29 protein-coding genes are annotated in these 26,311 nt (G+C 68.7%); 9 read left to right on the forward strand and 20 right to left on the reverse strand.

Going from position 1 to position 26,311, the window contains the following annotated elements; genetic code table 11:
* Positions 1-69: 69 nt before the first annotated feature.
* From E3T61_RS04630 to E3T61_RS04655, 6 genes are all read right to left on the reverse strand, one after another.
* Positions 70-906, reverse strand: coding sequence for an ABC transporter permease (locus tag E3T61_RS04630; protein WP_134639723.1), 837 nt, complete (start codon positions 904-906; stop codon positions 70-72).
* On the reverse strand, positions 903-1,865 hold the full coding sequence (locus E3T61_RS04635; RefSeq protein ID WP_134639724.1) for an ATP-binding cassette domain-containing protein: 963 nt from the start codon (positions 1,863-1,865) through the stop codon (positions 903-905). The genes E3T61_RS04630 and E3T61_RS04635 overlap by 4 nt, the downstream gene beginning before the upstream one ends.
* Positions 1,862-2,731 carry a DUF4097 family beta strand repeat-containing protein gene (locus E3T61_RS04640; RefSeq protein ID WP_134639725.1) on the reverse strand — a complete coding sequence of 290 codons (870 nt, stop codon included), beginning with the start codon at positions 2,729-2,731 and terminating at the stop codon, positions 1,862-1,864. Before E3T61_RS04640 ends, E3T61_RS04635 begins: the two co-directional genes overlap by 4 nt.
* Before the next feature lie 91 nt (positions 2,732-2,822).
* The gene (locus E3T61_RS04645) at positions 2,823-3,311 is read right to left on the reverse strand and encodes a toxin-antitoxin system HicB family antitoxin (protein WP_134639726.1); all 489 of its coding nucleotides are present in this window, start codon (positions 3,309-3,311) and stop codon (positions 2,823-2,825) included.
* Between the two features lie 59 nt (positions 3,312-3,370).
* Positions 3,371-4,504, reverse strand: a complete 1,134-nt coding sequence (locus E3T61_RS04650) for a hypothetical protein (RefSeq protein WP_134639727.1) — start codon at positions 4,502-4,504, stop codon at positions 3,371-3,373.
* A 22-nt stretch (positions 4,505-4,526) separates the two neighbouring features.
* Positions 4,527-5,243 carry an MBL fold metallo-hydrolase gene (locus E3T61_RS04655; protein WP_134639728.1) on the reverse strand — a complete coding sequence of 239 codons (717 nt, stop codon included), beginning with the start codon at positions 5,241-5,243 and terminating at the stop codon, positions 4,527-4,529.
* 53 nt (positions 5,244-5,296) lie between these two features.
* Here E3T61_RS04655 and E3T61_RS04660 point away from each other — a divergent pair, with 53 nt between their 5' ends.
* Positions 5,297-5,902: a TetR/AcrR family transcriptional regulator gene (locus tag E3T61_RS04660; RefSeq protein WP_134639729.1), complete on the forward strand. Its 606-nt coding sequence runs from the start codon at positions 5,297-5,299 to the stop codon at positions 5,900-5,902.
* On the opposite strand, the gene E3T61_RS04665 is transcribed toward E3T61_RS04660, so the two are convergent.
* Positions 5,899-6,399: a DUF6328 family protein gene (locus tag E3T61_RS04665; RefSeq protein WP_134639730.1), complete on the reverse strand. Its 501-nt coding sequence runs from the start codon at positions 6,397-6,399 to the stop codon at positions 5,899-5,901. The genes E3T61_RS04660 and E3T61_RS04665 overlap by 4 nt on opposite strands.
* A 200-nt stretch (positions 6,400-6,599) precedes the next feature.
* Between E3T61_RS04665 and E3T61_RS04670 the strand changes: the two genes are divergently transcribed.
* The gene (locus tag E3T61_RS04670) at positions 6,600-7,262 is read left to right on the forward strand and encodes a GAF and ANTAR domain-containing protein (RefSeq protein WP_134639731.1); all 663 of its coding nucleotides are present in this window, start codon (positions 6,600-6,602) and stop codon (positions 7,260-7,262) included.
* Between the two features lie 6 nt (positions 7,263-7,268).
* Complete coding sequence (locus E3T61_RS04675; protein ID WP_134639732.1) at positions 7,269-8,024, forward strand: GAF and ANTAR domain-containing protein; 756 nt, start codon at positions 7,269-7,271, stop codon at positions 8,022-8,024.
* Positions 8,025-8,072: 48 nt separating this feature from the next.
* Here E3T61_RS04675 and E3T61_RS04680 read toward each other — a convergent pair whose 3' ends face one another.
* Genes E3T61_RS04680 through E3T61_RS04690 form a run of 3 tightly spaced genes read right to left on the reverse strand, consistent with a single transcriptional unit; the run spans position 8,073 to position 10,096 of the window.
* Positions 8,073-8,645, reverse strand: coding sequence for an HAAS signaling domain-containing protein (locus E3T61_RS04680; protein ID WP_134639733.1), 573 nt, complete (start codon positions 8,643-8,645; stop codon positions 8,073-8,075).
* A complete protein-coding gene (locus E3T61_RS04685; protein WP_134639734.1) occupies positions 8,642-9,025 on the reverse strand; it encodes a PadR family transcriptional regulator in 384 nt (127 codons plus the stop codon). Before E3T61_RS04685 ends, E3T61_RS04680 begins: the two co-directional genes overlap by 4 nt.
* Positions 9,026-9,052: 27 nt before the next feature.
* Complete coding sequence (locus tag E3T61_RS04690; protein WP_241992388.1) at positions 9,053-10,096, reverse strand: NAD(P)-dependent alcohol dehydrogenase; 1,044 nt, start codon at positions 10,094-10,096, stop codon at positions 9,053-9,055.
* 112 nt (positions 10,097-10,208) lie between these two features.
* On the opposite strand from E3T61_RS04690, the gene E3T61_RS04695 reads away from it, so the two are divergent.
* Entirely contained in the window at positions 10,209-10,919 is a 711-nt protein-coding gene (locus tag E3T61_RS04695) for a TetR/AcrR family transcriptional regulator C-terminal domain-containing protein (RefSeq protein ID WP_134639735.1), read from the forward strand.
* Between the two features lie 29 nt (positions 10,920-10,948).
* Here the strand turns inward: E3T61_RS04695 and E3T61_RS04700 are convergent, their stop codons facing one another.
* Both E3T61_RS04700 and E3T61_RS04705 read right to left on the reverse strand, forming a co-directional pair.
* Complete coding sequence (locus E3T61_RS04700; protein WP_134639736.1) at positions 10,949-12,298, reverse strand: permease prefix domain 1-containing protein; 1,350 nt, start codon at positions 12,296-12,298, stop codon at positions 10,949-10,951.
* On the reverse strand, positions 12,298-12,660 hold the full coding sequence (locus E3T61_RS04705) for a PadR family transcriptional regulator (RefSeq protein ID WP_134639737.1): 363 nt from the start codon (positions 12,658-12,660) through the stop codon (positions 12,298-12,300). Before E3T61_RS04705 ends, E3T61_RS04700 begins: the two co-directional genes overlap by 1 nt.
* A 123-nt stretch (positions 12,661-12,783) precedes the next feature.
* Here E3T61_RS04705 and arr point away from each other — a divergent pair, with 123 nt between their 5' ends.
* The 3 genes from arr (at position 12,784) to E3T61_RS04720 (ending at position 15,271) form a co-directional block, all read left to right on the forward strand.
* Positions 12,784-13,212 (forward strand): NAD(+)--rifampin ADP-ribosyltransferase, encoded by a 429-nt coding sequence (gene arr / locus E3T61_RS04710; RefSeq protein ID WP_134639738.1) that lies wholly within the window; start codon positions 12,784-12,786, stop codon positions 13,210-13,212.
* A gap of 109 nt (positions 13,213-13,321) precedes the next feature.
* The gene (locus E3T61_RS04715; protein WP_134639880.1) at positions 13,322-14,242 is read left to right on the forward strand and encodes a 5'-3' exonuclease; all 921 of its coding nucleotides are present in this window, start codon (positions 13,322-13,324) and stop codon (positions 14,240-14,242) included.
* 168 nt (positions 14,243-14,410) lie between these two features.
* The gene (locus E3T61_RS04720) at positions 14,411-15,271 is read left to right on the forward strand and encodes a helix-turn-helix transcriptional regulator (protein WP_134639739.1); all 861 of its coding nucleotides are present in this window, start codon (positions 14,411-14,413) and stop codon (positions 15,269-15,271) included.
* On the opposite strand, the gene E3T61_RS04725 is transcribed toward E3T61_RS04720, so the two are convergent.
* Positions 15,226-15,933, reverse strand: a complete 708-nt coding sequence (locus E3T61_RS04725) for a hypothetical protein (RefSeq protein ID WP_134639740.1) — start codon at positions 15,931-15,933, stop codon at positions 15,226-15,228. The two genes, E3T61_RS04720 and E3T61_RS04725, sit on opposite strands and share 46 nt — an antisense overlap.
* Positions 15,934-16,254: 321 nt before the next feature.
* Between E3T61_RS04725 and E3T61_RS04730 the strand changes: the two genes are divergently transcribed.
* Both E3T61_RS04730 and E3T61_RS04735 read left to right on the forward strand, forming a co-directional pair.
* Positions 16,255-18,051: a hypothetical protein gene (locus E3T61_RS04730; RefSeq protein ID WP_134639741.1), complete on the forward strand. Its 1,797-nt coding sequence runs from the start codon at positions 16,255-16,257 to the stop codon at positions 18,049-18,051.
* Positions 18,052-18,105: 54 nt separating this feature from the next.
* A complete protein-coding gene (locus E3T61_RS04735) occupies positions 18,106-19,389 on the forward strand; it encodes a GNAT family N-acetyltransferase (RefSeq protein WP_420898467.1) in 1,284 nt (427 codons plus the stop codon).
* On the opposite strand, the gene E3T61_RS04740 is transcribed toward E3T61_RS04735, so the two are convergent.
* The 7 genes from E3T61_RS04740 to E3T61_RS04770 form a co-directional block, all read right to left on the reverse strand.
* A complete protein-coding gene (locus E3T61_RS04740) occupies positions 19,386-20,285 on the reverse strand; it encodes an LLM class flavin-dependent oxidoreductase (RefSeq protein ID WP_134639743.1) in 900 nt (299 codons plus the stop codon). The genes E3T61_RS04735 and E3T61_RS04740 overlap by 4 nt on opposite strands.
* A gap of 27 nt (positions 20,286-20,312) precedes the next feature.
* A complete protein-coding gene (locus tag E3T61_RS04745; RefSeq protein ID WP_134639744.1) occupies positions 20,313-20,846 on the reverse strand; it encodes an NUDIX domain-containing protein in 534 nt (177 codons plus the stop codon).
* A 44-nt stretch (positions 20,847-20,890) separates the two neighbouring features.
* The gene (locus E3T61_RS04750; RefSeq protein ID WP_134639745.1) at positions 20,891-21,442 is read right to left on the reverse strand and encodes a dihydrofolate reductase family protein; all 552 of its coding nucleotides are present in this window, start codon (positions 21,440-21,442) and stop codon (positions 20,891-20,893) included.
* Between the two features lie 196 nt (positions 21,443-21,638).
* Positions 21,639-22,460, reverse strand: a complete 822-nt coding sequence (locus E3T61_RS04755) for an aldose epimerase family protein (RefSeq protein ID WP_134639746.1) — start codon at positions 22,458-22,460, stop codon at positions 21,639-21,641.
* On the reverse strand, positions 22,457-23,494 hold the full coding sequence (locus tag E3T61_RS04760) for an ABC transporter permease (protein WP_198418635.1): 1,038 nt from the start codon (positions 23,492-23,494) through the stop codon (positions 22,457-22,459). The genes E3T61_RS04755 and E3T61_RS04760 overlap by 4 nt, the downstream gene beginning before the upstream one ends.
* 26 nt (positions 23,495-23,520) lie before the next feature.
* The gene (locus tag E3T61_RS04765) at positions 23,521-25,092 is read right to left on the reverse strand and encodes a sugar ABC transporter ATP-binding protein (RefSeq protein WP_198418636.1); all 1,572 of its coding nucleotides are present in this window, start codon (positions 25,090-25,092) and stop codon (positions 23,521-23,523) included.
* A 152-nt stretch (positions 25,093-25,244) separates the two neighbouring features.
* Complete coding sequence (locus E3T61_RS04770; protein WP_198418637.1) at positions 25,245-26,288, reverse strand: substrate-binding domain-containing protein; 1,044 nt, start codon at positions 26,286-26,288, stop codon at positions 25,245-25,247.
* Between the last annotated feature and the right edge of the window lie 23 nt (positions 26,289-26,311).

Raw genomic sequence — 26,311 nt, forward strand, 5'->3', positions numbered from 1 at the left:
GGCACACGAGGTGAGGCCCAGGGATAAGAACGTCACCGGGCGTTTGCCAGCCCCTGCGACCGGCAGCCCCTACGCGCGCACCGATTTGCGCTCGTAGATGACCATTGACCAGACGTAACCGATGATCGTGATCAGCACGCACCAGCCCAGTGCGAGCAGCGCGTTCCAGCCGAGCGGGGTGCCCAGCAGCAGCCCGCGCAGGGTCTCGACCATGGGCGTGAACGGTTGGTACTCGGCGAAGAACTGCAGACCGGCCGGCATGGACTCGGTCGGCACGAATCCGCTGCCCAGGAACGGCAGCAGCACCAGCAGGAGGGGCAGGTTGCTGGCGGTCTCGACCGACTTGGCCTGCATGCCCATGCCCACGGCGAGCCAGGTGATGGAGAACGCGATCAGCGCGATCAGGCCGAAGGCGGCGAGCCACTCGAGTGGGGTGGCGGTGGGCCGGAAGCCGATCAGCACACCTACGGCGAGCACGAGCGCCACGGCGATGATCGCCTGGATGGTGTTGCCGAGCACGTGCCCGGCGAGCACGGCCGCGCGGGAGATCGCCATGGTGCGGAACCTCGCGGTGATGCCCTCGGTCATGTCCATCGAGACCGTGGTGGCGGTGCCGCCGGCCGTGCCGGCGATGGTGATCGCCAGGATGCCCGGCATCACGTAGGCGAGGTAGGCCTCGCGGCCCCCGGCCGGGTCCACGCCCGGCAGGCCGGCGCCGAGGGTGCCGCCGAAGACGAACACGAACATCAGCAGGATCACCACCGGCCCCACGATGGTGAACACGGACAGGCCCGGGTACCGGATCATGTGCAGCAGGTTGCGCCGCAGCATGGTGATCGCATCGGCGACGACGTAGGACTGACGGGAGCCCTGCGCGGTGGGGCGCGGGGCCGTGATGGTGGTCATGACTCACGTTCCTTTCTGTCGGCCCGGCCGGGTACGGTCTTCGCGCCGGTCAGCGCGAAGAACACGTCGTCGAGGTCGGGAGTGTGGATGCTGAGGTCGACGACCTCGAGGTGGCCCGCGTCGAGCCGGTCCAGCACCGCGCGCAGGGCGCCGACGCCGCCGGCGCTGGGCACGGTGAGCGTGAGCCCGGTGTCGTCGGCCTCTGACTTGTCGAGCAGGCGGGCGGCGGTGTCGAGCGCCGCGGCATCCGCGAATCGAAGCCGGATGTGCCCGCCGGGGACGAGGCTCTTGAGCTCGTCCGGCGTGCCGTCGGCGACGATGCGGCCGCCGTCGAGCACTGCGATGTGGTCGGCGAGCTGGTCGGCCTCCTCGAGGTGCTGGGTGGTGAGCAGCACCGTGGTGCCCTCAGCCACCAGGTCGCGCACGATGTCCCACATCGTGTGCCGGCTGCGCGGGTCGAGGCCCGTGGTGGGTTCGTCGAGGAAGATCACGCTCGGTGCGGCCACCAGGGTCATCGCCAGGTCGAGGCGACGGCGCATGCCACCGGAGTAGGTGGCGAGCGGCTTGCGGGCGGCCTCGACGAGGTCGAACTGCTCGAGCAGCTCGGCCACCCGTGCCGCGCCGCGTTTTGCGCCGAGGTGGCGGAGCCGAGCCATCAGCAGCAGGTTCTCCTCCCCGGTGAGCAGGCCGTCGACCGCCGAGAACTGCCCGGTGAGGCCGATCGCGGCCCGCACGCCATCCGGGTCACGCACCACGTCGCATCCCGCCACGGTGAGGGAGCCGGCGTCCGGCCGCACCAGGGTGGAGAGGATGTGCACGGTCGTGGTCTTTCCGGCGCCGTTGGGGCCGAGCAGTGCGGTGACGGTGCCGGCAGTGACGGTGAGGTCGACGTTGTCGAGCACGATCTTGCTGCCGTAGTGCTTTCGCAGTCCGTGGACGGCGATCGCGGTGGTGGTCATGGTGTCATTCCCTTCGTTTCGGTTTTCGCGCGGTGGATACCGATGTCACCGAACGCGGTGCGGGCACGCACCGCGACGGTCTGTTCGGACGGGTCTGGGGCGCTGTCGCCGGCGAGTTCGTTGCGCAGTCGTCCGTTCTTGGCGGCCAGGTCGAGCCAGGCCGGAACGCCCGCACGTACGCCGATGCTGATCTGGCCGAAGCCGCTCTCCACCTGCACCGAGCCGCTCGAGATCTCCCCCAGCTGGATGCTGCCGTACGCCGTCTTCGCCGACACCGCGGCGAGCGCCCGGGCGATCTCGAGGTCGCCGTAGGAGAGTTTCGCGTCCAGGTCGCCGCCGGCCTGGCCGACGGTGATGCTGCCGTGTGATGCCTTGAGGCTGGCGTCGCCTGTGACGGTGCCGATGCGGATTTGACCGTGGTCGGCGGTGATCTCGATGTCGCCCTCCGCGGCACCGAGGGTGGCGTTGCCGTTACCGGCGCGCAGCCAGAGGTCGCCCGTGCTGTCGATCTCCGCCGCGCCATTCGAGCATTTGATGCGGGTGGCGCCGAGACGTCCGGTCGCGCGCACATTGCCCGAGGAGATCTCGGCCGTGAGCCGCGATCCTGTCGGCAGCTCGATGAGCATGTCCACCGACTCGCTGGGGCCGATGATGCTGAAGCGTGGCTTCGGAGCGGTGATTGTGAGCCGCTGACCGTCGAACTCCACGGTGGTCTCCTCAGCCCCGCGACGGTCGACCGCCTTGGCCGGGCTGGTGGGTGACACCGTCACGACGGTGTCCGTTCGGTCGCTGGCAATGACCTCGATCGCGCCGACAGGCAGGTGGATGGCGACATCGATGGGGGTGGGGGTTGAATAGGTGGGCATGCTGATGCGTCCCTCTCTGGGCTATGCAAATGGGTACAACGGACCGACCCCGCGGGTGCGCGGAGCTGGTGTTACCGGCCTGCTGGGCGGGCTAGCGCGCCCAGCCGGCGAAGTTGTCGCCGGTGCGCAGCGTGCGCTGCGCGGTACGGCGTTGTTTGGGTTGCAGGGCGGCCGCGGTCGCGCGCACCAACCAGGTATTGACCGACAGGCCGTCTGCCGCGGCGGCTTCGTCGACCCGCGCCTTGAGGGCATCCGGCAGGCGAAGCGTCGTGCGCGAGGTGCTCACCTCGTCGAGTTCGACGGATGCGGCGGCCCGCTCGTCGGTGTCCGGCTCGCTGTGCGGCGCCGTGACGACCAATTCGATCTCGCGGCCGCGCAGTCGCAGGTCGACCGAGCCGGGGGCGAGCTCGCGGGTGATCTCGCCGACCGCGGCCGACAACACATCCAGGAGCACGAGCCGCGCGGCGGAATCCAGTCCGGCGGCGAGACGCTCGGCGACGGCGCGAGTGTCTTCCGCGCCGTATTCTGCGGCATCCACCAGCTGGCGCTGGAGGTCGTTGACGTACGGTCCAAGTTCCATGCCACCATCATGACACCATCGTGGTGTCACGTCAACACTTGGTGGTGTCATTGTTGACGTCAGGCGTCGGTGGCGCGTGCCCACTCGCTCTCGCCCCGGTGCCAGACCTGGTCGGTGGAGTGGTCATGGTCCACATCGGTGAGCCAATAGGTCTGGTCCGGGTCCCAGCCGGCCAGCACCGAGGCGACGTCGCCATCGACCTGGATGGTGCGTCCCGCGGTGGCCAGATAGCCGGCAACCGTGAGGTGCACAGCGTCGACGTCCTGCGCCACTCCCGCCCAGTCGGGCATGACCCAGAGCCCGATACGGCCGGTGGTCTGATACCAAACCTGCCGGCGTGCAGCCGTGACGCGCACCGGGTACCGCCGGCACAGGTGCGCCCAGGCGTCGGGGCCGTCGATCTCGTAGACGCGAGTATCTCGGGGCGGGCGGATCCGGTGGACCGTCGCGGCCTCCCACCCCAGGGCGTCTTCGACCAGGGCGAGTCCAGCGGGCCCCACGCCGGCCAGGGCGCGGGTCGTGCGGGTAAGCGCGGACGGCGGCTTGGACCACCACGGGCCACTGAACGACGCTCGCGGGTCGGCCGGCCAGTCGCGCTCGGCGAGCGCCTCCTCCTCCACCCGGCCGACGCGCGAGAGTTCCAGGATCTCGGCGGCGTTGCGCACCAGTTCACCGTCGACCGTGGTGCCGGCGAACTCGACGGACCACTGCTCCGCATCACGAGCAGGGCCGCCAGCCGGGGTGGTCCACCAGGAGGCCTGCGGCGACCCGGCGAGGAGGTGCGCCACGCGCGCCAGGGCGGCACGCATTTCCGGCGCCGCGGCGAGGACGTCCTCACCGTCGGGTGGCTGCCAGTAGCGGGCGTTGCCAACAGCAGCGGCGAGCGCGCTCATCACGGCGGGGCCGCCCGGCTCGGTGAGCGAAGCGTCGGCCAGCAGCCGCGCCACGTCGCCGGGGGCAGGAGGCTTGGACCCGTGATCGGCGTCGCGATCGCTGCCGTCGGTGCCGACACTGAAGAGCACGCGAGAGACTCCCCGCCCCGGGTCGAGATTGTGGGCGGCGTAGAAGATCGCGCTGCTCAGCCGCTCATCGTCGTTCTGAGACCAGGTGCGTGCCCACTCCAGACACAGCCGGCGCCCTCGAGGGCCGGCGAGCAACACTGCAGGGTCGAGCGCTGCGGGGTCAACGGCCATACGTCACCCTATCGGCGCCCGATCAGGATCGGGCCGCTTCCTCCACCGCGGCGACGGCCGCCGCAACGCCGGCATTCCACGGCGTGCCATGGCCGGGCAGCACCCAGGTGGCCCCCGTGGGCAGGAGCGCCCGCAGCGATGCGATCGCCTGCTCCGGCTCATCCGTGAACGGCGCCGGCTGGGGCCCCGTCGTGCCCGTGAGCACGTGCCGGGTGGTGAGGCCGTCGCCCACGAAGACCGCGTCGGCGATCGGCACGTGGATGGCGATGCTGCCCGCCGAGTGGCCGGGCAGGCCGATGATCCGGGGCGCGCCGGGCAGGTCGAGGGTCTCCCCGTCGTGAGCGTCCACGGTCTCGGTGAGGTAGGTGGTGCGCACGCCACCCTTGCGCAGCGAATAGGCCGCGAAACCCAGGGTGGCCCCCAGCTTCATCGACTGGCGCGCGGTCGCCGGCTTGGCGCCGCCCTTGGCGCGGTCCGCATCGCCCGGGTGCACGTAGACCGGCACTCCGTGGTCGCGCCGCAGCCTCTCGGCGAAGCCGAGGTGATCACTGTCGCCGTGCGTGAGGATGACACCCTTCACATCGGCGAGAGTGCGACCCATACTGCTCAGCTCGGCCAGGAGTTCCTTCCACAGGCCGGCGAGGCCGGCATCGATCACGGTCACCCCCTCGGGAGTGTCAACGAGATAGACGGCCACGATGTCGTTGCCGATGCGATGGAGGTGAGGACCTAGTTTCATGATGGCTATGCTACATAGCCATCATGGCTACCGTCAATAGCTATACTTCACATATGCCCACGCCAGACCGCACCTCTCTTGACGCCATCGTGCTCGCGGCACGCGACCTACTCGAGAAGGACGGGCTGGCCGGCATCACCATGCAGGCCGTCGCCCACCGGGTGGGCGTGCGCGCACCGTCCCTGTATAAGAGAGTGCAGAGCCGCGACCGGCTGATCCAGTTGGTGGCCGAGACCACGCTGACCGAACTCACCGAGCGGCTTGCCATCGCAACGACCGCGGCCCAGCTGGCCAACCTGCTGCGCGCGTTCGGCCGGCAGCAGCCCGCCGCGTTCCAGCTGGTCATGACGCCCGAAGCGGGCACCCCCGTTGCCGACCACTCGTTCCGGGTGGCCCTGAGTGCGCCCCTCCTTCGGGTCGCCCGCGACCTCGCCGGCGACGAGCTCGCCCTCGAGGCCGCCCGCACGCTGACGGCGTGGGCCGCCGGCTTCATCACCCTGGAACTGAACGGCGGCTTTCAGCTCGGCGGCGACATCGATCGGGCCTGGGACTTCGGAGTGGAACGAATCGTCCAGGCGATCACCACAGCGCCCGCCGCCGCCCCGTCCCCCGGCGAGATGAGCCCGGCACGGGCACCGCAACTGGCACCGGGCGGCTAAGCGGACCGCCGGATGAGGCGCGGCACCACGATCCACAGCATCACGACGGTTATGAGAATCAGCACGCCGAAGACCAGACCCCACACCCGGCCGAGCACCACGTCGAAGATGAGCAGTCCGATGCCGGCCACGGTGATCGCCACGCCGGCCAGGGTGGCCTGCACGAAATAGTCGGTGTAACGCACGATGCGGCCCTTCGCGTGCTGCCGGAAGAGCACCCGGTGCAGGCTCACCGGCGCCAGGCCCACCAGGGTCGTGATCACCGAGGTGACCACCAGAACCAGGTAGCAGTTGCGCTGAAAGTCATCGAGCTCCTCGAACCGGGACTGGAACACAGCGGCCAACAGAAAGCCGGTCAGAATCTGGGTGCCGGTTTGGATCACCCGCAGCTCCTGCAGCAGCTCATTCCAATTGCGGTCCAGCCGCTCCTCGGGAGTTTCCACGCGGCCGCCGCGACCGGCGCCTGGTGTTTCGGGAATCGGCGAGGCGTGGGACATGGCGGGACCCCTTCGTGACATGAGCCGGCGGCCCGGGCAGCCCCGGGTCGAACACCACGACAGTAGCGCCGGGCATCCGTTGTCGCAGCGGGTCAGGCTGGTCGTCTCGTGCCCACCGGGACTAACGTTGGGTTGGGTAAGGACTGGAAAGAAAACATCTGCCCGCCAGGAAGACGACAAGGGATAGGCAGGTGGTGCTGATGAGTGAGGTCTCGGGAACGCCGCTGACGTCGGGCGGGCTGGCCTCGCCGTTCGTCGAGCTGCTGCCTATCACCGGCGCGGCCATCTCGGTGTTCGATCAAGGCCGCCGCGCCTCGCTGATTCACGCCACCGACGCCACGGCCGCCCGGTTGGAGGAGATGCAATTCGATCTGGGCGAAGGGCCCTCGTTCGACGCCTTCAAGACCGCGGCACTCGTGTCGGCTCCCGACCTCACGGCCACGGAGCAGTGGCCGGCGTTCCTGCGCAGCGCCGCCGAACTGACCGTCGGCGCCATTTTCACTTTTCCCCTGATGCTGGGAGCCGCGTGCACCGGAACGGTCACCTGCTACCGCAGCACACCCGGAAGCCTCGATGAGCGCTCCGCCGAGATCGGCACGTCGTTGTGCCGCGCCGTCGCCGGCCCCGCCTTCCGCCGCGCCATCCTCCTGGCCGAGCACGAATCGCCCGACCAGGATGCCCCGATCGAATCACGCCGAGAGATCCACCAGGCCACCGGAATGGTGCTGGGCCAGCTGGAGGTCAACGCAACGGATGCGTTCTCACGAATTCGGGCCTACGCTTTTTCAAGCGGATACACCGTCCAAGAGATTGCCCACGCCGTCGTCAGCCGGCGACTCAATTTCGCAGAACTTCCAGAGTAGGCAGATATGCACGACATTGAACACGCGGCTGACAGCCCACGTGAAGAGAGAATCAACGACGCTTTTGTGCGCGTGGCCGGCACTTTGGTCGAAAGCTACGATGTCGTCGACCTGCTGTCGACCCTCGTTCACACGTGCACCGAGCTGCTCTCGGTGCAGTCCGGCGGCATCCTCCTGGCCGACGGCGCCGGCACCCTCGAGCTGGTGGCCTCGACCAGCGAAGAGGCCGAAACCGTGGAGGTCATGATCGTCGCCGCCGGGGCCGGCCCGTGCATCGACTGCTACGCCACAGGTTCGGTGGTGAGCATTCCCGATATCGCCACGGACTCCGACCGGTGGCCGCGGTTTCGCCGCACGGCGCTTGACCAGGGTTTTCGGGCCGCCCACGCCACCCCGCTCCGGCTGCACGGTGAGGTCATCGGCGCGATGAACCTGCTCAGCACGGTGCCTGGCGTCCTCAGCGAACGTGATGCCCAGCTCGCCCAGGCGTTGGCGGATGTCGCGACCGTCGGCATCCTGCACGAACGCAGCTTTCGCCAGCCCGAGGTCGTGGCCGCTCAGCTGCACCTCGCGCTGGACACCCGGATCCTGGTGGAGCAGGCCAAGGGCGTGCTCGCCCAGGTGCGCTCCTGCACCATGACCGAGGCGTTCACGGCCTTGCGCGACTACGCCCGGGTGCACGAGATCACCCTGCGAGCCGCGGCCGCGGGCGTGGTGAACCGCAGCATTTCGGCGGAGGCCCTGGTCAGCTTGAACCGCTAGCGCCGGCCGGCACTGGCTCAGACCAGCACTGGCTCTGACCGGCACGGCTCAGACCGGGGCTGGCAAGCCCCACTGGCGCCGGAGGTACCCGCCGACGAAGACGTTGGCGATGAGCGGGACGATCGCGAATGCGGCCGCGCCGATCAGCCACACCTCGGTACCCCGGAACACCACCAGCGCAACTACGGCCACAAGGGCGGCAGCCACCGAGGCGCACACCGACGCCACGCGAACCTGCGGCGCCCACCGGCTTCCGGCACCGATCATCACCAGCCCGACGATCCAACCGACGATCGGCACGAGGTACCAACCGGCCGTCAGCACGATCGCGGCGGCCGTGGGATAGGCCAGGGACACCGGCATCCGGGCGTCTATCGGCTGAGCTGTTGCCGTCTGGGCTGCTGCCGTCTCGGCTTCGGCGGACGCGTCGGCAGCAATGGCGCGGGGGTCGCCGAGTTCGACGATCCGGGCGGCCGCGGCACCCTCGTCGAGCCCACGCAGTTCGCCGGCCAGGTCCGCTGTGATCTCGGCGCGCAGGTCTGCGGGCACTCCCGCCAGGGCCGACTCGAGTTCGGCCAGGTACTGCAGGGCCGCGGCGCTATACGAATCGTTGGTGCTCATTGGTCTGTGCCTTTCACTGAAGTTACCGACGCATGCGGGTCCTGGGCGGGTGACTCGTCGAGAGCGATGATGGTGCTGACCGCGACAGAGAACGGCTGCCACTGCGCCCTGAACTGCTGCAGTTGCTCCCGGCCTTCCGGCGTGAGGCTGTAGTACTTCCGCGGCCGAGCAGAATCCGACGTGTCGGCCTGCGCGATGATGAAGCCCTGGTCGCGCAGTCGTCCGAGCAGGGGGTAGAGCGTGCCGATGCTCCCGATCAGGCCCAGGGAGACCAGGCGTTCCGAGATCTTCCACCCGTAGGTGGGGGCGCTCTGCAGCAGCCCGAGCACGCAGTATTCGACCACGCCCTTGCGGAGTTGCGACCCTACGTCATTTGCCATGCACAACAGCATATGCTGCATTGCACGCTATAGCGAGCCCTCCGCGGCGACGTGCAGCACGGCGGCACCACGCTTGTGGCCGGCGTCGACGAAACGGTGGGCGGCCACGATCTCGGCGAGGTCAAAGCGCCGATCGATCACGGGACGCAGTCGGCCAGACTCCGCGAGCGCCACGAGATACTCCAGGTCCTCGGCGCGGTACTGCACGCCGTTGGCGCTGACGAGCTTGCCGCTGCGGCGGCTGCGGGACTTGGCGCGCAGGATGCCGTCGAGGTCGGTGATGACCGCCAGGAGCGCGCCGCCCGGGGCGATCAGGTGCTGCACCCGGTCGAAGGATGCGTTGCCGACGCAGTCGACAATGACGTCATAATCATCGGAGCCGGCAGTGAAGTCCTCGCTGGCGTAGTCGATCACACGGGTGGCGCCGAGCGACGTGACGAGCTCGGCGTTCCGGACCGCGCAAACCGCGGTCACCTGCGCACCGAGGACCGCGGCCAGTTGCACCGCCGCCGTGCCGACCGCACCGGATGCGCCGTTGACCAGCACTCGCGTGCCGGGTCCGATGTCGGTGCGGTTCAGGTACGCCCGCGCCGTGATGCCGCCGAAGACGAGCGCGACGGCCTCGCCGAAGGCCATCCCGGCCGGCTTGAGCGCGATCGCTCCGTCTTGCGAAACACGGGCGTACTCGGCGTGACCGCCGAACGAGCCGCCGAGCATCGCGATGACCTCGTCGCCGGGGCTGAACCGGGTGACCTTCTCCCCCACCGCCTCGACGACGCCAGCGGCATCCATGCCGAGCACCCGGTGCCGCGGGCGAAAGAACCCGAGCCCCACGGAAGCCAGCAGGCCGAGCCCCTTGGGCACTTCGCGGGAGCGGGCCCGGTGGTCGGCGGCGCTCACCGTGCTGGCGACCACCTTGATGAGCACGTCGTGCGGCCCAGGCGTCGGCGTGGTGATCTCGGCAATCGTGACAACCTCGGGCTGGCCGAACCGCCGGTACACGGCGGCCTTCATGAGGCCACCAGCACCTGGCCGGCGCCGACGAGAACCGCTGGATTGGGTGGAAGTCATGCGAACTCCTCAAGGGTGAAGGTGTACACCGTACACTCGGATGCCACGACCCTAAGGTGTACGCTGTACTCCTGTCAATAGGCGAGGCCGATCTCGTCTCGAAGGAATCTCCATGGCTCAAGTTCTGGTCGCCCCACGGCTGCGTCTCAACCGCGACCGCGTCCTCCAGGCCGCCGTGCAGCTGGCCGATCGGATCGGCATTGACGCGCTGAGCATGCGCCGGCTGGCCGAGGAGCTCGGCGTGGTGCCGATGGCGCTCTACAAGCACGTGGCGAACAAGGACGAGCTACTGGACGGGATGGTCGACGTGATCGTCGCCGAGATCGACCCGCCAAACGGGGACCTCGGCTGGAAGGCGGCGGTGCGCCTGCGGGTGCTCTCGGCCCGACAGATGCTGCTGCGGCATCCGTGGGCCCGGTCGGTGCTCGAGTCGCGCACCCGCGAGACGCCTACCGTGCTGGACTACATGGAGTCCACGATCGGAATGTTCCTGGCCGGCGGGTTCTCGGCCGACCTCACCCACCACGTGATGCACGCTCTGGGCAGCCGGATGTGGGGATTTACCCAGGAGCTCTTCGACGCATCCGCCGGGCCCGACCGCCCGCCCGTCGACATCGCCGCGCAGGTCGCTCAACTGCAGGCGATGGCCGAGCGGTACCCCCACATCCTGCAGATCAGCGAAGTGGCCACCCACGACGACTCGGTCGTGGCGCGCGGCTGCGACGACAGATTCGAGTTCGAGTTCGCGCTCGACCTGCTCCTGGACGGCTTCGAGCGACTGCGGGACGCTGGCTGGTCGTCCGACGCCCGCCCGACGGCGTAGCCAGGGCTCCGCTGATCAGGCGCTGGTGATCAGGCGAAGCTGAAGACGAGCGGGAACACCGCGACCACGATGAGCGCCCAGACCCCGTAAACCGGCAGGTACCGGGTCTGCCATCGCTCGAGCGCCGTGAACGGGCGCCGCCCGCGCAAGAACCCGATGGTGAGCCAGGCCGAACGCGTCAGGTGCACGAGCAGCAGCAGGTTGAGGCCGAGCGCGGCGATCTTGTTGGGGCTGAAGCCGAACTCGGTGATGCGGGCCAGCATCGCGGTGAGCATCACGGCATCCACCGCGAGAGCCACGACCACCAACACCAGCTGAAGGGCGTCGAACAGGCCGGGCCGCGCGAGCGAGTCGCGCGCTGAGATCGAATAGAGCAGCAGGCTGAGCACGAGCACCAGGATGGCGTCCATCAGGATCAGCAGGTCGCGGTCGACGGCGCCCAAACCGCCGGCGGTGGCCAGCACGACGAGAACAGCCAGGAGCATGATGATCGTGAGCGGCGTGAACACCCGGGTGAGCACCGGAGCGATGTTCTCCACGACGTTCTGCTTGGCCTCCACCAGCCAGGCGGCCACCACGAGGGCGCCCGGCACCGCGAGGGGCAGCACCCAGTCGCCCAACACCGGGCCGGGTTCGATGCCCACGGCGGACAGAACCGCGACAGTGAGCCCGATGAGCACACCGCCGCCGAGGGCGAGCAGCGTGTAGTAGATCGCGAGCTCACCGGTGAACCGCACGAAGTCCATCCGCCGGGCATCAGAGCGCCACCGGCCGCCGACATAGGCGATCCCGACCAGCACCCAGAGCAGCACAGGGGCGTGCAGTGCGGCGAGCAGTTCGGTGGAGCCGCCGGTCACGAACGGGTAAACATTGAGCAGCACCGCGAGAGCGGCGAACGAGACGATGAGGGTGGCCGCAACGGGCAGGGTGAGCCGGCGCTTCCAGCCGAAGTAGGCGGCCAGGAACGGGAAGACGAGCAGGCCGAGGTTGCGGATCAGACCAGTGCCGCCATCCGACCAGGCCAGGCCGGCCTTGACGGCGAGGCCGGCGCCGAGGGCGAAGCCGATCACCACGGTGAGCTCCCGCCAGGCCCGCGCCCGGTTCTCGTCGGCGTCGTCGGGCACGAGCACGAGCTGCTTCCAGAGCCGGTCGGAGTGCTCACGGGCGAACTCCCGAGAGACGGCGTCGAGATTGCCCAGGCGCTTGATCGCCACGAGGAAGGCCTCGTCGTGGTCCAGTCCGGTGGCGAGCAGGTCTTCGATCTGCTCGCGCAGGTGATCTTCAAGCTCTTCCACGTCGGCGGTGGCGATCGCCTGGCGGCGTTGCACGTAGCCGCGCCAGCTGTCGATCTGGGCTTCGAGGTCGGCGTCCAGGTCCATCAGGCCCACCCCTCCGTCAGACCGGTCGGCCGGGGCGCGGCCTGCCAGACCTGGCGCAGCGCATCCGCCACAACGGTCCACTGCTCCTGGCGTTCGGCCAGCTGCTCCCGACCCGAATCGGTGATTGCGTAGTGCTTGCGGCGTCGGCCGGCGTCGGAGGTCACCCAGAGCGAGGTCACGTAGCCGAGCCGCTCCAGCCGATGCAGGAGGGGATAGAGCATCCCGTCGGTCCACTGCATGCTGCCGCCGGAGAGCTCGCCCACCCGCTTGAGAATGGCGTAGCCGTACAGGTCGCCGTCCATCAGGATCCCCAGCACCAGTGGGGTCGCCGCGGCGGCCACCAGGTCTTTCTCGATGCGCATGGCTCCTCTTTCTATACCTAGAGCTGCAATGTATTGAACCCTAGCAGCTCTAGGTATCGGCGGGAGTGCCGCCGAGCTGGTGATCTGAGTTAGAGTGCCGGATTGAACACATTGGAGGAACGCATGACGGCTGGCCCGATTCCCTTCGAAGTACATGAGTCGGGGGCACTGTTCCACGGCACCAAAGCCGATCTGGCGGTGGGTGATGTGCTGGTGCCCGGACGCGAATCGAACTTCGCCGCCGGCCGCATCATGAACCACGTCTACCTGACGGCCACACTGGATGCCGCCACCTGGGGCGCCGAGCTGGCCGCCGGCCAGGGCCGTGGCCGCATCTACATCGTGGAGCCGCTCGGCACCCTCGAGGACGATCCCAATGTGACGGACAAGAAGTTCCCCGGCAATCCCACCCGGTCGTACCGCACCACGGAACCGGTCAAGGTTGTCGGCGAGCTCTTGGACTGGGTCGGTCACTCGCGCGACCAGGTTCAGGCCATGCGGAATGGCCTGGCCGCACTGCAGCAAAGCGGCGAGGCCGTCATCGACGACTGATTTGCTCTAGCCGGCCGTAGCCATCCGCACCCCGATGATCGTGCCTGGTCTGGATCCGGCCTGTCCGATGTGGCAGGATGCCGCCGTGACCACTCAACCCGAACGCCGGATGCTCCTCGACTCCGCCTCGCTCTATTTCCGCGCGTTCTTCGGGGTACCCGACACCGTGCGGGCGCCGAACGGCGAGCCCGTGAACGCCGTGCGTGGGCTGCTGGACATGATCGCCCGGCTCACCACCGAGTTCCAGCCCACCGAGATCGTGGCCTGCTGGGACGACGACTGGCGCCCGCAGTGGCGGGTCGATCTCATCCCCACCTACAAGACCCACCGGGTGGCCGCCGAACCGGCCACGGATGCCGATCCGTCGATCGAGGTCGTGCCCGACCTGCTCAGCCCGCAGGTGCCGATCATCCGCGAGGTGCTCACCGCACTCGGCATCCCCATCATCGGCGCCGCCCACCACGAGGCAGACGACGTGATCGGCACTCTCGCCTCGCACGCGGACATCCCCGTGGACGTGATCACCGGCGACCGCGACCTGTTCCAGCTCGTCGACGACTCCCGCGACGTGCGGGTGATCTACACCGGGCGCGGCATGGCCCGGCTGGAGATCCTCACCGACGCGTCGCTCACGGCCAAGACCGGGGTCACCCCCCTGCAGTACGCGGACTTCGCCGCAATGCGCGGCGACGCCTCCGACGGCCTGCCCGGGGTGGCCGGGGTGGGCGAGAAGACCGCGGCGACGCTGCTGGCCGAGTTCGGCGACCTGGCCGGTATCGTCGCGGCCGCCGCCGACCCCGAGGTGAAGCTGAGCGCGTCCGTGCGGGCGAAGATCCTCGCCGCTACGGACTACCTGTTGGTGGCGCCGGCGGTGGTGAACGTGGTGCGCAACCTGGAGCTGCCGGCGTTCGACGCCCGCATCCGCCCCAGTACGCCCGAGCAGGAGGCTGAGCTGGAGCGCCTGTCGGCCGAGTGGGGGCTGGAGTCCTCGATGAAGAGGGCGCGCGCGGCGCTGGCCGCGATGGCCTGACCCTCCCCCTCCCATCCCGCGAACTGTGACTTAAGCACCCAAATTCTGGGTTTTTTGGGGCTTAGCTCACAGTTCGCGAACGTATCGAGGGCGCCATCGCGTTCACGAGGGTGGCCTAGGGTTCACTACACGGCAGATGTGCGGTTCCTGCCGTCGGGAGGACCCACGATGACCACCAGAACGAGCGCGTCGGCCGCCGCTGCCGCGCCTGAACACCTCGGTCTCGGCCTTCCCGATCGGGTCGACGACTTCGCCAGATTGCTGCAAAACCCGTCGTTCAGCGACGTGCGGGACGACGGGCAGGCCTGGCTGCAGCGGTGTTACGCAGAGATCGTGCCGCTGGTGCTGCCCGCGGCGCTGCACGCTGTCGAGTCCGGTGAGCCGCTTCCGGCCGAGTGTCTACTCGCTTTGCGCGCGGTGGCGGCGGGGTCGGCCAGTGACACGGATGTGCAGTTGTCGGTGATCCTCCGCGGGGCGTTGCCGGCGCTGCGTGTCTTCGCCGCCTTCATGCACGAGACCGCTCCGGCCGACCCCCGCCAGACCGTGCTGGCCATGGCCCGGGCCGCTCGCGTGGCTCACGAACTGGGCAGCTGCTGGGTGGAGGCGTGGAGCGACGCGCGCGCGGCCAAGGGACACCTTGCGCCCGAGCCGGCATCGGCAACAGCGCCGGAGGCATCCGTCGCCGGCCGCCCGGCCACATCCGTCACGGCTCTCGACGGCGGCTTGATCGAACTGGTCGCCGTCGATCCCACCCTTACCGACGCCGAAGCGCGGATGCTGACCCTCGCCGCCTACGGGCACTCCAACGACCACATCGCCCGGGCCACCAGCTACAGCCGCCAGGCCGTTGGCTGGCACCTGTCCCGCATCATGCGGGCCTGGAAGACGCCCAACCGCACGGCGCTGGTGGCGCTGGCGTTCGTGAAAGGGGTGCTCGTGGCCAGATCAGCACCACGAACACCCCGGGCTCTGCCGGCGTCAGATCAAGCGGGGACCCGGAAGTCGCTGTCGCATCCGACCTCGTCCTGACCCTTCTCGGTGTACCCGGTGGGCACCGTGCGGTGCACGTCATCGATGTAGTACGCCTTGGTGCCGGTCCAGCGCGGTCCCCAGCGCGCCCCGTTGTCCCACGTGTCGACGTCCACACGGATGCGTCCGGTCTGGTCGGCGAATCCGGTGCCGAGCGTGACGGCGGTCTTCCGGCCCGGATTGGCCGTCACCGTGTCGCGGCGTTCGCTGGTGGTGGTGCGGGTCTGCGAGTACTCCGCGCCGCCCTCGATGGTGAGCACGTTCTTGATCTCCAGGCTCACGCCGCCGCCGGACTTCCACGTCTCGGCGAAGGAGCGCACATCGCCGACCTGTGAGCTGATCGCGGTGGTGGTGCCGGCGTTGCAGTTGCTGACCGGTTCGCCGTAGCGCAACCATTCAACGCGCTCTCCGGATTCGCTCTGCACCTCGAAGGTGCAGTCGCCGGTGATGCCGCTGGTGTACATGCCGGCGTCGCCGTTGCAGACGCGATAGAGGTTGTCGGGCTCGAATCGGTCGTCGGCCGAGGCCGCGGTGGCCGGCACCAGGGCGCCCGCCAACACCAGCCCGGCGATGCCCGCGGCGGCGGCGAGGCGGCGACGGCCCTTCGCCAAGGTGCGTATCGGGGAGTGTGTCGGTGTCATCGTGTTCGTGTCGGTGTGCATGACGTGTCCTAACCAATTCGATGTGCGGTCGCTCCCCGGAACTGGTTCATCGCTTCCCGGGAACGGGAGTGACTCTTCTACCTCGGCGGCGCGCACGCCAGAAGATCGGCCAGCTGTTAGTCGACCTACTCACGAGTGGCCCGGCGCGGCTGCCCTCCGGACAGGATGCTGACGCCATCACCCCTGCACCCCCTCCCGCGAACTGTGAGCTAAGCACCAGAATCTCGCGATTTTTGGGGCTTTTCTCACGGTTCGCGGATGGGTCGGGTGGGGTCTGCGGGCGGGCGGTGCAGTGTCGGTGGTAGGTGAGACGATCTCATTATGAGTAACCCCGACCAGGCAACACCGCCCGCTCCGGATGATGACCACTACTCTCCGGAGTCCGCTCCACCTGGCAACACCCCGCCCGCCGTCTCCCCCACCGAATCTCGGTCGATGCCAGCGGCCTCGGCCCAACCGGCCGAGACTGCCCCGCCTGAACCCGGCTCGACCGGACCAGGCTCGACTAAACCCGGCCCGGCCGAACCCGGCTCGACTAAACCCGGCCCGACTGAACCCGCTGATCGTGAGCCCTATGTCCCCGATCCGGCCCTGGACGAGTTGGTCTGCACGGAGCTGGCCCGCCGCACGGAACTGATCGCGGCCGAGGCCCGGGCCATCGCCCACGCGCAAGCCCGCCAGGCCGAGTTCCTCGTGGAGCTGCAGTGCTGGAGCGAGGACCCGCAGGTGTCTTCCCGGCTGCACGGCAACCCGGAGAGCATCCGGTTGGCCGACGTGAACGCGGCCACTCTGACCGAGGATCAGGCCCGGGCGGCCGCGTATGGCCGGTGGGAGGACCGGGAGGTGGCCCGCCGCACCATCGTGAGCGAGACCGCGTGTCTGCTGCGGATGCACGAACGCACCGTGGAACACCTGATGGAGCAGTCGCTCTGGCTGCTGTCGGCCCCGGCCACGTTCGAGGCCCTCTCCAGTGGGGAGATCAGCTACCGGCACGCCACCGTGCTCATCGACCAGATGCGCACCCTGCCCGCCGAAGACCAGGAGGCCTTCGAAGACAAGGTGCTGCCGGATGCGAAACGACTGCCGGTCGCCCGGTTCAAAGACCGGGCCCGCCGACTCCGGGAAAGGCTGCACCCGGAATCGATCGTGACCCGCACCAGCCACGCCCTCGCCGAACGCCACAGCCGCTGGGAGGCCGCCGCGGACGGGATGGGCTGGTTGCACTGGTACGGCACCGCCCACGACACCAAAGCCGCCTACGACCGGATCAACGCGATGGCGGCGAGCCTGAAGAAACTTGGCGACCCCACCCGGGCCGGCGCCGCGGCCGGAGAAGCCGGCGCGCGGGCAGGCGCGGACGCGAGCGCGGCGACAGGCACGGAGGCGGGCGCGGTTGCGGGCGCTGAAGAGGACGCGGAGGAGAAGAAACGCACCCTCGACCAACTCCGCGCCGACATCACCCGCGCCCTGCTCCTGGACGGCATCACCCCGGACGGCATGGGCGCCGGGATCCGCGGCAAGGTAATGATCACCGTGCCCGTGCTCACCCTGCTCGGCCTGGACGAGGAACCCGCCACCCTCGAAGGCTACGGGCCGATCTCCCCCGACGTCGCCCGGCAAATCGCCGGCCACGCACCCAGCTTCACCCGTCTGCTCACCCACCCCGAAACCGGCGTCGTGCTCTCGCTAGGCAAAACCCAGCACAAGAACACCAAAGCCATGAAGAAGTGGCTGCGGGTGCGCGACGAAACCTGCCGCTTCCCCGGCTGCTCCCGGCCCGCCGTCACGAGCGACGTCGACCACACCGAAGACTGGGCCGGCGGCGGGAAGACCGACTGCGACAACCTCGCCCATCTCTGCGAACCCCACCACCGACTCAAGCACCTCTCCCAGTGGCGGGTCAGCCAGGAACCGGGCGGGATCTTGCTCTGGACCTCCCCGGGCAAACGCAGCTACCGCACCGACCCGGCCAACCCGATGGGACCACCCCGGCCACTCCCACCCGTGGCGGGGCCCAAAAACAGGAAGCGACCCGCTGAGGAGAGCTACCTGATGCCGCCCCGGCACCGGCCGACCCGGACACCGACAGCACCAGTGCCCGAGAACCCGCCGTTCTAGGCGTTCGCCGGGTGGTCCGAGACGGGGTTCCGTACACTCGGATGCATGTCCCCGATGAACGCAGAGTACGAGATCCGTCGGTTTGAGCCGGCAGCCCCCGGCGAGCCCGGATACCCCGAAGCCGTGGCCTGGGATAACGCGGTCTCCTTCGGGTTCCATGAGGAGCGCAGCACCGACGAGCGCATTCAGGAGTCCATCGCGAGGAGCCGTGTGGACGGCGCCGTCTACACGGGCGCCTACCAAACCGGGCAGCCCGCGCCGCATTCGCTGGGCAGCGAGGTGCCGGTGGCCACGTTCGGGTCCCAGCAGAGCACGCTCAACATCGGCTTCGGCAGGTTGCTGGATGCGCATCTGATCACCGGTGTGACTGTGCGCACCTCACACCGGCGTCGCGGTCTGCTGCGCCGAATGATGACCGAAGATCTCGCCCTGGCCAACGGCAACGGCATCGCGATCGCGGCCCTCACTGCGTCGGAGGCGTCGATCTACGGTCGATTCGGTTTCGGCATGGCCACCGCAGAGCAGAGCATCACGGTGGATACCGGTGCCAAGTTCCGGCTCGACCATGTGCCGGAGGGAACCGTGGAGGTCGCCGACCCCACGGTGCTTCTCGAGCTGGCACCGCAGGTCTTCGCCCGGGTACACGGCGAACAGCCGGGCTCTATCGGCCGGCAGGAGTTCTACCGCCAGCTGGCCGCCGGAGCGTCGAGCCGCGAGGGCGGCCCAGACGCCAAGGTGAAGGCGGCACTGCACTACGCGCCCGACGGAACAGTCGACGGCTACGTCTCCTACCGTTTCGGCGGCTGGGACAAGACGCCCGCAACCATGGAGATCATTGACCTGGTGGCGGCGACCCCGGCCGCCTACCTCGAGCTCTGGCAGTATCTGGCGGCCATCGACCTGGTGGAGCGCATCACCTGGAACGAGGCGCCGGTGGACAACCCGCTCACCTGGGCCCTGACCGACCCGCGCTGCGTCGCGGCGTCGAACCCGCGCGATCTGCTCTGGTTGCGCATCCTGGATGTGCGCCAGGCGCTCGAAGCCCGCCGGTTCGCCACCGACGGCACCCTGGTTCTCAAGGTCACAGACGGCCTGGGTCTCACGGCGGGCACCTTCGCGCTCGAGGTGCAGGACGGCACGGCGCGAGTCACCGCATCCACCGAGGCGCCCGACCTGGAACTGGACATCGCCGCGCTCTCCTCCATCTACCTGGGCGCGGTGAACCCGGTGTCACTGGCGGCGGCGAACAAGGTGCGCGAACACACCGCGGGTGCCGCGTTCCTGGCCGCCAGGCTCTTCGCCGTGGAGCGACCCGCCCACTGCCTGACGCACTTCTAGCCCGCGGCGCCCGGGTGCTCCCGGGCGACCGCGGCGCGCAGGGCCGGCGCCACCTCGGCTGCGAAGCGCTCAAGCACCGCAGGCTCGTCGCCCAGCACGATGAACGTGCCCACGCCATCCTGCAGAACGTAGGGCAGCAGGTCGTCGACCCACTGACTGCTCGGCCCCGTGAGGAACCCGCCGCCGACCGGGGTGAACGTGCCGCTGATGTTCACCAGCCGCCGGATCGCTCCGGGGTCGCGCCCGGCGTCCGTGGCGGCCTGGTCGATGATGGTGCTGGCCCGTTGGAAGTCGCCGGGCTCCATTCGCCCCAGCGACGGCAGCCATCCGTCGGCCTTGCGGCCGGTGAGGCGCAGCATCCGCGGTTTGTAGGCGCCGAGCATGATCGGGATGTCGTGCGCCGGGGCGGGCCCGCGCTTGGCGCCGTCGAGCCGGTAGAACTCGCCGCCCACGTGCAGCACCGACCGGTCGTCGACGTTCCAGATGGCGCGGATGACGTCGATCGCCTCGCTGAGCGCGTCAACGCTCTGCCCGGCGGTGAGGGTGCGGCCGCCCATGGCACCGATGGCGTCCCAGAAGCCGCCGGCGCCCAGGCCCAGCTCGAACCGGCCGCGGGAGAGCAGGTCGAGGCTCGCGGCCGCGCGGGCGAGCACCGCCGGTGGGCGCAACGGCAGGTTGAGCACATTGCCCGACACGAGGATGCGGTCGGTGCGGGCGGCGACCCAGCTCAGCAGCGTCCAGGTGTCGAGGAATCGGGGTTGGTACGGGTGGTCCTGGAAGGTGACGAGGTCGTAGCCGAGGTGTTCGCTCAACTCGGCCAGCCGCACTGGTTTCTCGGGGTCGGCGTTACTCGGAGTGAGGAAGGTGCCGAATTGCAGCGGGTGCCCGTGGAACATGAGTGTCCGTTCGGTATGCGGAGCTGATCAGGCCTGCCGGTCGAGCAGCACGTAGGTGTAGGCCGCGATGGTCGCGGCGTCCACGATATCGCCGGCACGGATCATCCGCCGGAAATCCTCTTCGCTGAACCAGCGGTGCACCATGTCCTGCTCGGTGACCTCCCGCTCCGGCGGCCCGGGCGTCAGCTCGGTGGCCAGATACAGATCGCAGCCCTGACTGCTGTGCCCGTAGGCGCTGTAGAAATGCGCCAGGTGCCGCACCTCGCCGGCGCGCATCCCGGTCTCTTCCTGCAGTTCGGCCCGCGCCAGGTCTTCCTGGCTGCCGTCGTTCGCACCGGGCCAGGAGCCCTGTGGAAACTCCCACGCGCGCCGCCCCACGGTGTACCGGAACTGCTCGACCATCCAGAACCCACCGTCGACAAACGGCACGACGATGGCGAAGTCGGGCTTGTCGATGACGCCGTAGATGCCCGTGGAGCCGTCCGGCCGGCGCACCACGTCCTCCCGCACGGTCATCCAAGCGTTGCTGTATACCTCACGGGTCGATACGGCTGTAGTCATGGGCACCGCCTCTCGCACCCATCCAACCATGCCCGCCTGTCGGGCTAGTCGATACGGAGCCCGTAGCTGAGGATGGTGTTGCCCTTGCTGGTCAAGCGAGATTTCTGCAGGACCAGCTTGGTGGCGGGATCGCTGGGCTCGAAGAGATGCCGGCCCTGCCCCGCCACCACCGGATGCATCATCAGAGTCAACGAGTCCAGCAGGCCGGCGAACAACAACTGCCGCACCAACGAGATGCTGGCCATGACACTGATCTCGCCGCCTTCAGTCTGCTTGAGCGCAGTGACGAAGTCCTCCAGCGGCGCATCCATCAGCTGGGAATTCTGCCAGTCGAGATCCCCGGTGAGGGTGCGGGAGGCGACGAACTTCGGAATCGAGTTGATGAATCCGCCGAACGGGTCGTCAGCGGCGGCCTTCGGCCAGTACTCGGCCCACTCCTGGTAGCCCGCCCGGCCGAGAAGCACCGTGTCGACGCGACTCATCATGGCGCCCATCTCCTCGCTCATCTCGGCATCGAAGCTGTCGAACTGCCAAAGGTTCGGCGACTCCACGACCCCGTCGACGGAGTAGAAGAGGCCCGCAGTGAGTGTGCGCATATCGGATTCTCCACAATCTGAGACGTCCCCCGCCTCGCCGGTCAAGCCTGTCTCGCTGGTTTTCGCTGGTTGAGCTGGTTCTCTCGCTGGTTGAGCTTGTCGAAACCAGGTGACCTAACCCGCGAACGACGCCGATCACACACTCACATTCGCACCACTCGGGTGCCGACGGCAAGAAGTTCCTCCGAGGACTTCGTCAGCGGGAGCTGCTCACCGCGACAGTCAGCCACCAGCGAAACGGCCGGCCGGGCCCGAGCATCCGAATGCGGCCCTCGGCCAGGGCTCGCGCTGCCGAGTCACCGAAGGCCGTAGACGGTTCGATCGCCACGACGGGTGTGTCGGTGAACTCGGCGCCGTCCCAGTACAGGCCGAGGTAGGGCAGCAGCACCGGGTCCCAGCTCAGGTTGAGGGTGTCGCCGTTGCCGTGCACGACCGACGCGGTCGACTGCGGCTCCGCAGCGAAGGCCTTGATCGCGGCGGCTCCCACCGCGCTCGGCCAGTCCCCCGACCTGCCCCGGCGCGGGTACTCCTCGATGAGCGCGGGTGCCGACTCGGGCAGCACAATTCGGGTGCCGGCATCCGCGGCGAAGAGCGGATGCGCGCACCAGGCCAACGGCACCGGCGCCGCCGCATCCGTGCTCGCCGTGTAGCCCAGCCGGATGCCCGTGCTGGTGGCCTCGATGCGCCGCGTGAAGGTGATCGGCAGGCTCGCCAGCCGCACGCTGGTCTGCAGGTGGGTGTCGTCGTGGGAGTCGAGCGACCACAAGGTCTGCCAGGCGTCGCCGTGGTCGGGGAGTTCAGTGCCCGCACAGGCCGTGCCGTCGGCCAACACACAGGCGGCAACAGTGGGAACCACCTCATCCCACCCGCCGCTCCCAGGCTGTACGAACACCCCCGGCAACCGGGGGCCGCCGAGGGCGAGCCACTCCCGACCGCCGGAGGTGAGACTAGTGAGGCGGGCACCGTCGGCGACATCGACCTCAACGGTGATGCCGCCGCCGCTGACCGACTGGATCAACCGGGCAGGCCGATGCGGCGTTCGCCCGAGCGCAGCTGTTGGATGACCACGGCCAGTACGAGCAGGGCGCCCTTGGCCACGTTCTGCCAGAACGAGTTGACGCCGAGCAGCGTCATGCCGTTGGTGAGGATACCAAGCAGGATCACCGCCAGAATGGTGCCGGCGATGGTGCCCTTGCCGCCCTTCAGCGCCGCACCACCGAGAGCAGCGGCGGTGATGGCCTCGAGCTCGAGCCCCTCCGAACCGGAGACCGGCTGGCCCGACCCGGTGCGGGCGGTGATGAGCACCCCGGCGATGGCCGCAACGGCCCCCGTGGCCACGTAGACACCAATGAGGTAGCGGTTGATGTTGATGCCGGCCAGGCGGGAGGCGATGTCGTTGCCGCCGACGGCGTAGATGTTGCGACCGATGCTCGTGTAGCGCAGCACCACGTGGGCGAGCAGGGCGATGATCACGAGCACCAGGATCAGCGTCGGCACGCCCAGGATCGAACCGCGCGCGAGGAAGACGAAGAAACCGTCGGCACCCGTGTAGCCCTGGGCGCGGCCGTCTGATATGAGCTGCGCCACGCCCTTGTAGGCGGCCAGGGTAGCCAGCGTCGCGATCACCGGGTTGACCCGGCCGAACACGATGATGCAGCCGTTGAGCAGGCCGCAGAGCATCCCGATTCCCACAGCCCCGACCACGCCGAGGAACGGCCCGGTGGCCGTGAAGATCATGGCCGACGACACCGACGTGAGGCCTGCGATCGAGCCCACCGAGATGTCCAGGGCGCCCATGATGATCACGATGGTCTGCACCACGGCGAGGAGCCCGGAAATCGCGATCGCGGTGCCGATCACGCGCAGGTTGCCGACGGTGAAGAACAACGCGTTCTGGCTGCCGATGACGGCCACGACCAGTGCGATGGCCATGAGCAGGGAGATGTTCTGCACTCCCACGACCTCCAGCACCCGCCGGAAGACGCCCGGTCGGGCGCCGGTCTCGATGGGAGGCTGCGACCGCAGTGTCGCGGTGGACTGTGTTGTGGGCACCGGAGTGCTCCTTTCCAAGGGGCGGCTCATGAGAGGGAGGTGCTGAGATCGGGGTCGGCGGCTGATTCGTCCATGGCGAGCGCCAGGATCTGCTCTTCGGTGACGTGGTCGCGGGCCAGTTCGCCGGTGATACGGCCACCGGCCATCACGTAGATGCGGTCGGAGAGCCCGATCACCTCGGGCAGCTCGCTGGAGACCACGAGCACGGCCACACCGGCCTGGGCGAGTTCGTCGATGATCGCGTAGATCTCCGATTTGGCGCCCACGTCCACCCCGCGGGTAGGTTCGTCGAGCACCAGCAGGCGCGGATGCGTGGCCAGCCAACGCGCCAGCACCACCTTCTGCTGGTTGCCGCCGGAGAGGTTGCCCACCAGCTGTTCGCTGGAGGGAGTGCGGATGCCCAGCCGGGCAATGTACTCGGCGGCGAGCGCCTTCTCGTCGGCGGCGCGAACGAAGATCCAGCGACTCAGGCTGCGCAACCGGGCGAGCGCCACGTTGTCACGCACCGACCGCTTGAGCAGCAGGGCCTCGGCCTTGCGCTCCTCGGGGGCGAAGCCGATGCCGGCGGCGATCGCATCCGCCGGGGCCTTGAAGCTCATGGTGGTGCCGCCCATCAGCAGCTCGCCGCTGTCGACGCGGAGGTCGCCGACGATGGTCTTCATCAGTTCGCTGCGCCCGGCGCCGACCAGCCCGGAAACGCCGACGACCTCGCCGGCTTTCACTTCGAGGTGGATATCGGTGACGTGGCTATTGGTGACGCCGCGGAGCTCCAGCACGGTCTCCCCCGGCAGGACAGGGTCGCGGTGGAAGAACTGGGACAGGTCGCGGCCCACCATCATCCGCACCAGGTCGTCGTGGTTGGTGTCTGCGGTGGTCTTGGTGCCCACGAACTTGCCGTCGCGCAGCACGGTGATGTTGTCGGAGAGTTCGAAGATCTCCTGCATGCGGTGTGAGACGTAACCGATGGCCACGCCCTCGTCACGCAACTGGCGGATGAGCGTGAACAGGATCACGACCTCTTCGTCACCGAGGGAGGAGGTGGGTTCGTCGAAGCAGATCACCGAGGGGCTGTCTACCAGCGCCCGCATGATCTCCACGATCTGGCGTTGCGCGGGCGAGAGGGCGCTGCCCAGGGTCTCCGGGCGGATCACCTTCTCGAAGCCGTAACGGCGCAGGTCTGAGTCGGCGCGGGCGAGCAGGGCCGCCCGGTTGAACATGAGGCCCTGACGGCCGATGGCGCCGACGTAAAAGTTCTCGGCCACCGAGACGTGCAGCAGCACCTCGGGCTCCTGGGCGATCACGCGGAGGCCCGCGAGCCGGGACTGCCGGGGATCGGTGAAGCGCACCTCGGTGCCGGCCAGGGTGAGCGTGCCGGCATCCGGCTGCAGGTCGCCGGTGAGGATCTTGAGCAGTGTGGACTTGCCGGCGCCGTTCTCGCCCATCAGCGCGGTGACCTCGCCGGCGCGCAGTTCGAGTTGCACGCCCTGCAGCGCGCGCACCGGACCGAAGCTCTTCTCGATGCCCGTGGCGCTGAGCATCACGGTGCCGGGCGGCGCCGGGTCGATGCCGGATGCCGCCGGTGCGATTGTCTTGACCATGGCTGGATGTGCCTTTCGGGTAGCCGGATGGCTGAGGTGCGGGGACAGCAGGGGTGACACGGGGTGAAGCGACGAGCACCGGGGCGGGGGCGACGGATCGTCCCCGCCCCGTGACTCACATACGGTTGCTCAATCGAGCGGAGCAGGTCGGCCTAGGTGCAGACCACGCCCTTCTCTTCCCAGTTGTCGGCGTTCACGATCTCGGTGTTGGCGATCGACACGGGCGGCAGTGCGGTGCCGTCGCGCAGCAGGCCCACCATCGAGTTGATGGCGGCCTTGCCCACCTCGGCGCCGGAGATGAACAGCGACGCCTTGTTGCCGGTGTCCTGGCCAGCGGCCCAGTCCTTGCAGGTGAGGTACGCGCCCAGGCCCACGCCGATGATGTTGGCCGGGGCCACACCGGAGTTCTGCAGCGCGGTCACGACGCCGGTCTCGCTCTCGTCGTTGCAACCCCAGACCACCCAGTTCTTCACGCCGGCGTTGGCGGTGATGATCGCGCCGGCCTTGTTCTGGGCATCCGTAGCGGAGTTGTCGGTGCCGATGTCGACGACCTCGGGCATGTCAGACACGGCGTCACCGAACGAGGCAGCGGCACCTTCGACGCGCTGGGTGCACGCGGTGAGGTCCTGCTTGTACGCGGAGATGATACGGGTGTCAGCGGCGGTCCAGCCGGCCTCTGCGTAGAGGCGGGCAGCCTCGCCACCGACGAGTTCACCCATCGAGGTGCCGTCGAAGCCGGAGAACGGGGCCTCGGTGCCGCTGGCATCGGCGATGATGTCGTCCGATGCCATCAGGGGGATGCCGGCGGCCTTGGCGGCCTCGATCACCTGCGGGCCGATCTGCTGGTCGGGCACCACGATGACGATGCCGTCCACCTTCTGGGCGATCACGGAGTCGAGCTCGCTGATGGCCTTGTTCGAGTCGGTGCCGAGGTTCACCACCTTGATGTCCACGTCGCCGAGCTCGGCTGCGGCGGCCTTGGCGCCGTCGGCCTGGTCGACGAAGTACTGCTGGTCGCCCTGCTTCTGCAGGTACGCGATGGTGAGCTTGCCGCTCTTGGGTCCGGCCGCGGCCGGTCCCTCGGTGGTCTCCATGCCCGACGAACAGGCGCTGAGCCCCACGATCGCGATCACGGCGACGGCGAGAGCGCCCATGCGGCGTCGCTGCCGGGTTGAGCTCCTACTGATTACGTTCATGCTGTGTTCCTTCTTCCCTAGGT

Origin of the sequence: Cryobacterium lactosi (assembly GCF_004403945.1) — a bacterium.
Taxonomy (GTDB): domain Bacteria; phylum Actinomycetota; class Actinomycetes; order Actinomycetales; family Microbacteriaceae; genus Cryobacterium; species Cryobacterium lactosi.

Bases quoted from the DNA above. Each gene is read 5' to 3' on its own strand.
- E3T61_RS04750 (WP_134639745.1), bottom strand. From the start codon at position 21,442: ATGCGCACACTCACTGCGGGCCTCTTCTACTCCGTCGACGGGGTCGTG.
- E3T61_RS04770 (WP_198418637.1), bottom strand. From the start codon at position 26,288: ATGAACGTAATCAGTAGGAGCTCAACCCGGCAGCGACGCCGCATGGGC.
- E3T61_RS04690 (WP_241992388.1), bottom strand. From the start codon at position 10,096: ATGACTTCCACCCAATCCAGCGGTTCTCGTCGGCGCCGGCCAGGTGCT.
- arr (WP_134639738.1), top strand. From the start codon at position 12,784: ATGACGGCTGGCCCGATTCCCTTCGAAGTACATGAGTCGGGGGCACTG.
- E3T61_RS04680 (WP_134639733.1), bottom strand. From the start codon at position 8,645: ATGAGCACCAACGATTCGTATAGCGCCGCGGCCCTGCAGTACCTGGCC.
- E3T61_RS04740 (WP_134639743.1), bottom strand. From the start codon at position 20,285: ATGTTCCACGGGCACCCGCTGCAATTCGGCACCTTCCTCACTCCGAGT.
- E3T61_RS04660 (WP_134639729.1), top strand. From the start codon at position 5,297: ATGCCCACGCCAGACCGCACCTCTCTTGACGCCATCGTGCTCGCGGCA.
- E3T61_RS04715 (WP_134639880.1), top strand. From the start codon at position 13,322: ATGCTCCTCGACTCCGCCTCGCTCTATTTCCGCGCGTTCTTCGGGGTA.
- E3T61_RS04685 (WP_134639734.1), bottom strand. From the start codon at position 9,025: ATGGCAAATGACGTAGGGTCGCAACTCCGCAAGGGCGTGGTCGAATAC.
- E3T61_RS04670 (WP_134639731.1), top strand. From the start codon at position 6,600: ATGAGTGAGGTCTCGGGAACGCCGCTGACGTCGGGCGGGCTGGCCTCG.
- E3T61_RS04630 (WP_134639723.1), bottom strand. From the start codon at position 906: ATGACCACCATCACGGCCCCGCGCCCCACCGCGCAGGGCTCCCGTCAG.
- E3T61_RS04675 (WP_134639732.1), top strand. From the start codon at position 7,269: ATGCACGACATTGAACACGCGGCTGACAGCCCACGTGAAGAGAGAATC.
- E3T61_RS04655 (WP_134639728.1), bottom strand. From the start codon at position 5,243: ATGAAACTAGGTCCTCACCTCCATCGCATCGGCAACGACATCGTGGCC.
- E3T61_RS04650 (WP_134639727.1), bottom strand. From the start codon at position 4,504: ATGGCCGTTGACCCCGCAGCGCTCGACCCTGCAGTGTTGCTCGCCGGC.
- E3T61_RS04745 (WP_134639744.1), bottom strand. From the start codon at position 20,846: ATGACTACAGCCGTATCGACCCGTGAGGTATACAGCAACGCTTGGATG.
- E3T61_RS04705 (WP_134639737.1), bottom strand. From the start codon at position 12,660: ATGCGCATCGAGAAAGACCTGGTGGCCGCCGCGGCGACCCCACTGGTG.
- E3T61_RS04725 (WP_134639740.1), bottom strand. From the start codon at position 15,933: ATGCACACCGACACGAACACGATGACACCGACACACTCCCCGATACGC.
- E3T61_RS04665 (WP_134639730.1), bottom strand. From the start codon at position 6,399: ATGTCCCACGCCTCGCCGATTCCCGAAACACCAGGCGCCGGTCGCGGC.
- E3T61_RS04700 (WP_134639736.1), bottom strand. From the start codon at position 12,298: ATGGACCTGGACGCCGACCTCGAAGCCCAGATCGACAGCTGGCGCGGC.
- E3T61_RS04765 (WP_198418636.1), bottom strand. From the start codon at position 25,092: ATGGTCAAGACAATCGCACCGGCGGCATCCGGCATCGACCCGGCGCCG.
- E3T61_RS04635 (WP_134639724.1), bottom strand. From the start codon at position 1,865: ATGACCACCACCGCGATCGCCGTCCACGGACTGCGAAAGCACTACGGC.
- E3T61_RS04730 (WP_134639741.1), top strand. From the start codon at position 16,255: ATGAGTAACCCCGACCAGGCAACACCGCCCGCTCCGGATGATGACCAC.
- E3T61_RS04720 (WP_134639739.1), top strand. From the start codon at position 14,411: ATGACCACCAGAACGAGCGCGTCGGCCGCCGCTGCCGCGCCTGAACAC.
- E3T61_RS04640 (WP_134639725.1), bottom strand. From the start codon at position 2,731: ATGCCCACCTATTCAACCCCCACCCCCATCGATGTCGCCATCCACCTG.
- E3T61_RS04645 (WP_134639726.1), bottom strand. From the start codon at position 3,311: ATGGAACTTGGACCGTACGTCAACGACCTCCAGCGCCAGCTGGTGGAT.
- E3T61_RS04735 (WP_420898467.1), top strand. From the start codon at position 18,106: ATGAACGCAGAGTACGAGATCCGTCGGTTTGAGCCGGCAGCCCCCGGC.
- E3T61_RS04695 (WP_134639735.1), top strand. From the start codon at position 10,209: ATGGCTCAAGTTCTGGTCGCCCCACGGCTGCGTCTCAACCGCGACCGC.